Annotated in this window: 3 protein-coding genes and 1 pseudogene; 3 read left to right on the top strand and 1 reads right to left on the bottom strand. The window is 63.2% G+C overall.

Annotated features, from left to right (window positions below):
- The first annotated feature begins 571 nt into the window (after positions 1-571).
- On the top strand, positions 572-1,360 hold the full coding sequence (locus tag GEV06_28120) for a hypothetical protein (GenBank protein ID MPZ21723.1): 789 nt from the start codon (positions 572-574) through the stop codon (positions 1,358-1,360).
- 149 nt (positions 1,361-1,509) lie between these two features.
- Here GEV06_28120 and GEV06_28115 read toward each other — a convergent pair whose 3' ends face one another.
- Positions 1,510-2,136 carry a GNAT family N-acetyltransferase gene (locus GEV06_28115; GenBank protein ID MPZ21722.1) on the bottom strand — a complete coding sequence of 209 codons (627 nt, stop codon included), beginning with the start codon at positions 2,134-2,136 and terminating at the stop codon, positions 1,510-1,512.
- A 95-nt stretch (positions 2,137-2,231) separates the two neighbouring features.
- Here GEV06_28115 and ftrA point away from each other — a divergent pair.
- Positions 2,232-3,250 (top strand): annotated as a pseudogene (gene ftrA / locus GEV06_28110) (transcriptional regulator FtrA).
- A 265-nt stretch (positions 3,251-3,515) separates the two neighbouring features.
- Positions 3,516-4,134: hypothetical protein (locus GEV06_28105; protein ID MPZ21721.1), on the top strand; the 619-nt coding region annotated here is incomplete at its 3' end.

The raw sequence follows: 4,134 nt of genomic DNA, 5'->3' as shown, positions 1-4,134 counted from the left end.
CAGGCGCCGTATTTCTGCTGCCGTCCACCGACTACATGGACGCGGCCATCGAGCTCGCTATCGAAATGCGGCATCCGCTGCAGGATTGCCTATACCTCGCTGTTGCCCGCGCGCTCAATGTTCCACTCGCGCTGAGCGATCCCAAGTTCCACGACCGCGCGAAGACCATCTATTCCCAGATCGAGTTCATCACGGGCGAGTAATCCCACCTGACGGTAGCGTTATTCCCTGACAGGCCCTTAGTTAGGTCATTCCGTTCGCTTCGTCGTCCCACTGGGCCAGCGTCAGCGGATTGTCCGCACCAGTTCCGACGGCCCTTCAACCAACAAGTTTCGCTCCGCAATGAAGAGATTCTGCGCAACACGAAGACACAAGAACCCTGCTAATACCGCGTATCGTCTAGCTTCACTGAACTTGGCGAGCAGCTGTCTGTGCTTTGCTCCCTCTCTCCATGACATCCATCCCAGTATGACCACAGTTCGTCCCGGTGCGCTTGTGGCTGGCGCAACCTGCCGCAGATACTCCCGCCAGCACCGAAGCAATGCACAAAGGTGCTGAGAAAAGGAGGGGAATGATGAAGGCAGGAAGCATGGAGACCGCGATACGTGGTCTCGCCGTGGCGTTGGCGTCTATCGCCGTTGCGACACCGATGATGGCCACTGGCCAGGGTAAGAACGATGAGACAGAAGCGCAGGACACAGAAACGTCGCGCGGAGGGTATGACATCGGTCGGTTCGCGGAAGAGGCCCGCGAATTGGGATTGACGCCTGGTGAGGCTGCGGCGTTGCAGGAGCGGGTCGACGAGGTCGTGGCTGAAACTGGTGGGATGCAGATTGGCATGAACAAGGTCCTGTCGAAGGACGGGTCGAGCACGATCACGATCCCATTGCCGGGCGAGAACGTGGAGCAGAGCGCGCCCACCATTTTTGTACTGCAAGGGCCGTTATCGGGTGAGAGTGATGGCGACAACGGCTCGATCCTCAGGGTCGTCACCGGTCCTCCCTCGACGACACCAGCCGCTGGCGTGGGCGAATGCAGCGTTGGAGAACGCGCGCCCTACAAAGCGTGCTTCCAACCCCACGGAGATGCGTGGACGCTTTGCGACGGCGCGGCCGAAAATCTCCATGCCGGAGTGCGATTCCGCCTGGACAGCCCCACCACTGAACCACTGTACGGACTAAGCTGGCCGGCGGAACGCACGGCGGGCCGGTGCCGAACGTGGAGCGCGTTCGATTACCCTGAGCTCAATTTGCTTGAAGGTCGCAAGATCTTCTGGAGGGCTTGCAAGATGAGAAATCCGTATTCCGACCCGAGTACGTGGGCATGCAGCCCCGACCTCCGTGACGGCAACACCGGCTGATATCCAGGCACTGGATCCCACAATGAAGCAGCACCACACCGACCATCCGACGTCGGTGGTGCCGGTCGCTTCGGTGGTGCTCCTCGCCGGCTGCGGAGGTGCCGGGCCGGCGGGGAGCCCGCCATCACCCGCGCTCTGGCCGGACGCATTCACATCTCGGCTGGACTCCATACGAACCTCACCTTCGCCAGGCCAGTCGCGCCGATCCGCTCGTAGAACGCGACCGCCGATCTATTCCAGGCAGGCGTTTGCCATTCGAGATGTTCGATTCCTACTGTCGCGCCCTGCCGTGCGATGGATTCCATGAGCGTCCGACCGATCCCGCGGCCGCGCTGACGTGGCGAGACGTACAAACAGTCGACATGGAGGTACTCGGTGGCACGCCATGTCGAGTAGTCGCGCGTGAAGGTCGCGTACCCCTCGACGTCCCCATCGATTTCAGCCACGAGGCACCACACGCGTGGCGGATCGCCGAAGAGCGCCGTGTTGAGTCGATCCCGTAGGCCGTCGACGGTCAGTCGGACGTGCTCGTATGCTGCGTGAGCGACGCACAGTTCGACGATGGTATCGAGATCGTCTGCACGCGCCGCTCGGACCAAGAAACCGCGTTGCTGCGCACACACCGGAGCTCCTTCTGCTGCCGTTAGTCGGGCTTCAGTCATGGCTGAACAGTCGGTCTCGAACGTGAACAGCGCCTCGAAGTGCGCGAGTGCGCGCTCGGATGACGCAGCGCGACTGTCGGTGACAAGTCGACGTTCTACGGGCACCGTGGGCATGTGAGCGTCCTCCAATGACCTCACTGTCCTATAGACCGCACTGCGGTTCGATAGGCAGAAATGACAATCAGCGTTAGGATCCTGCCATGACTGCCTTGCGCAATCGACGCGTCGCCGCTCTTGTCTACGACCGTCTTTGCACGTTCGAGTTCGGCATCGCTGTCGAGATCTTCGCGCTCCCTCGGCCCGAGTTGAGCGTGGACTGGTACGAGTTCGCGGTCTGCTCGCTTGACCTCGGGCCGTTGAGGGCGACCGGCGGCGTCAGGATGGAGCCGACCGCCGGACTGGGAGGACTGCGACGCGCGGGTACGATCGTGATCCCGGGTTGGCGGGACCCCAACGAGCGCCCCCCTGACGCGTTGCTCAAAGCCGTACGGGCGGCTCATGCGCGTGGCGCACGGCTCGTCACGATCTGCTCGGGCGTCTTCGTCCTTGCCGCGGCAGGGCTGCTCGATGGCAAGCGAGCGACGACGCACTGGCGGTACGTCGATCGCCTACGCGAGCTCTGTCCAAGGATTCGCGTCGAGCCGGATGTCCTGTACGTCGATGAAGGCACGATCCTCACGTCCGCCGGGAGTGCCGCTGGCATCGATCTCTGCCTGCACATCGTCCGGCGTGACTACGGCGCGAACATCGCCAATCAGGTCGCGCGGCGCCTGATCATGCCGCCGCAGCGTGAGGGCGGCCAGTCACAGTACATCCCCGCACCGATCCAACCCGAGGCCCACGGCGGGCTAGCGCACGTGCTCGAGTGGGCTCACCGTCACTTGAGCGAGCGCCTCTCGGTTGAGAGGCTTGCGCAACGCGCGGCCATGTCACCACGACGTTCGCGCGCCGGTTTCGCGAGGAGACAGGTACGACGCCGCACCAGTGGGTGTTGCATCAGCGTCTGCTTGCGGCGCAGCACAGGCTCGAAACAACCAACGAGCCCATGGATGAAGTGGCAGAAGCCGTGGGGCTTCAAACCGCGGCGACGTTGCGGATGCATTTCCGGCGGGCACTTCGTACCACTCCGACTGCCTACCGCCGTCGGTTTGCCGTGACCAAGCACTCGGGTCCATTTTGGACACATGGTCGCCTTGAAAGGCCGTTGATCCGACCGCGCAAATCTTGAGCAAACTGGAGGCGGCTCATGGTCTCCTCCTCGCCCGTCGCGTACGCATTAACCAAGGCGCGCGCGAGCGGTGCGGAGGTTCTCGGCGGCATGCGACATGCAACACGCCCTTCGCGATATCGGTCACCTGAAGCGTCAGTCGAGGTAGCGTCGATCGCAACGCGGAAGAACGCGTTCGCGCCTTCACGCTTTGCAAAAAGAACCCGATCGGTATTCATCTGTGGCGGTCGAGCTCCAGCGACGCCTGACAAGGGGGAGGTTTGTCATGATCGTTCAGCACGCCGTTACAGCCACGAGAGCGTGGCACCCGTGTACGGTAGCAACGTACGTATGTGCGAGAGAAGTGAGAGTAAGCCTTGATGCGTTAAGCAACTTAGCGGTGTGGCGCGGCGCGGTTGCGCGCGCGGCAGCCGCACTGCTGGCGATAAGCGTCACGATGGTGCCAGGTTACGCACGGGCGGCGGAGCAGGAGAAGCTGACCGCGGCCGACGGGGCAGCGGACAACGCGTTCGGCCGCTCGCTGGCCCTCGACGGCGACACGCTGGTCGTCGGCGCCCCCGGAGCCGAAGTCGACGGCAACGGCTTCCAGGGCGCTGTGTACGTGCTCACGCGATCCGAAGGCACCTGGACCGAGACCGCCAAGCTCACGGCAGCCGACGGCGCGACGAGCGACCGCTTCGGCCAGGCAGTGGCCCTCGAGGGTGACACGCTGATCGTCGGCAGCGTATTGAGTGGGACCTACGTGTTCACACGAAGCGGCGGCACCTGGACCGAGACGGCCACGCTGTCCCCGTCGACCGGCTCCCCAGGCAGCCTGGCTCTTTCGGGTGACACCCTGGTCGTCGGTGTCCTGAGTGTCTTGGGTGAGGCGTTGGTGTTCACAC

The organism is Luteitalea sp. (assembly GCA_009377605.1).
Lineage (GTDB): Bacteria > Acidobacteriota > Vicinamibacteria > Vicinamibacterales > Vicinamibacteraceae > WHTT01.
The sequence above is the reverse complement of the archived record's forward strand: the minus strand, read 5'-3'. Positions and strand labels throughout refer to the sequence as shown.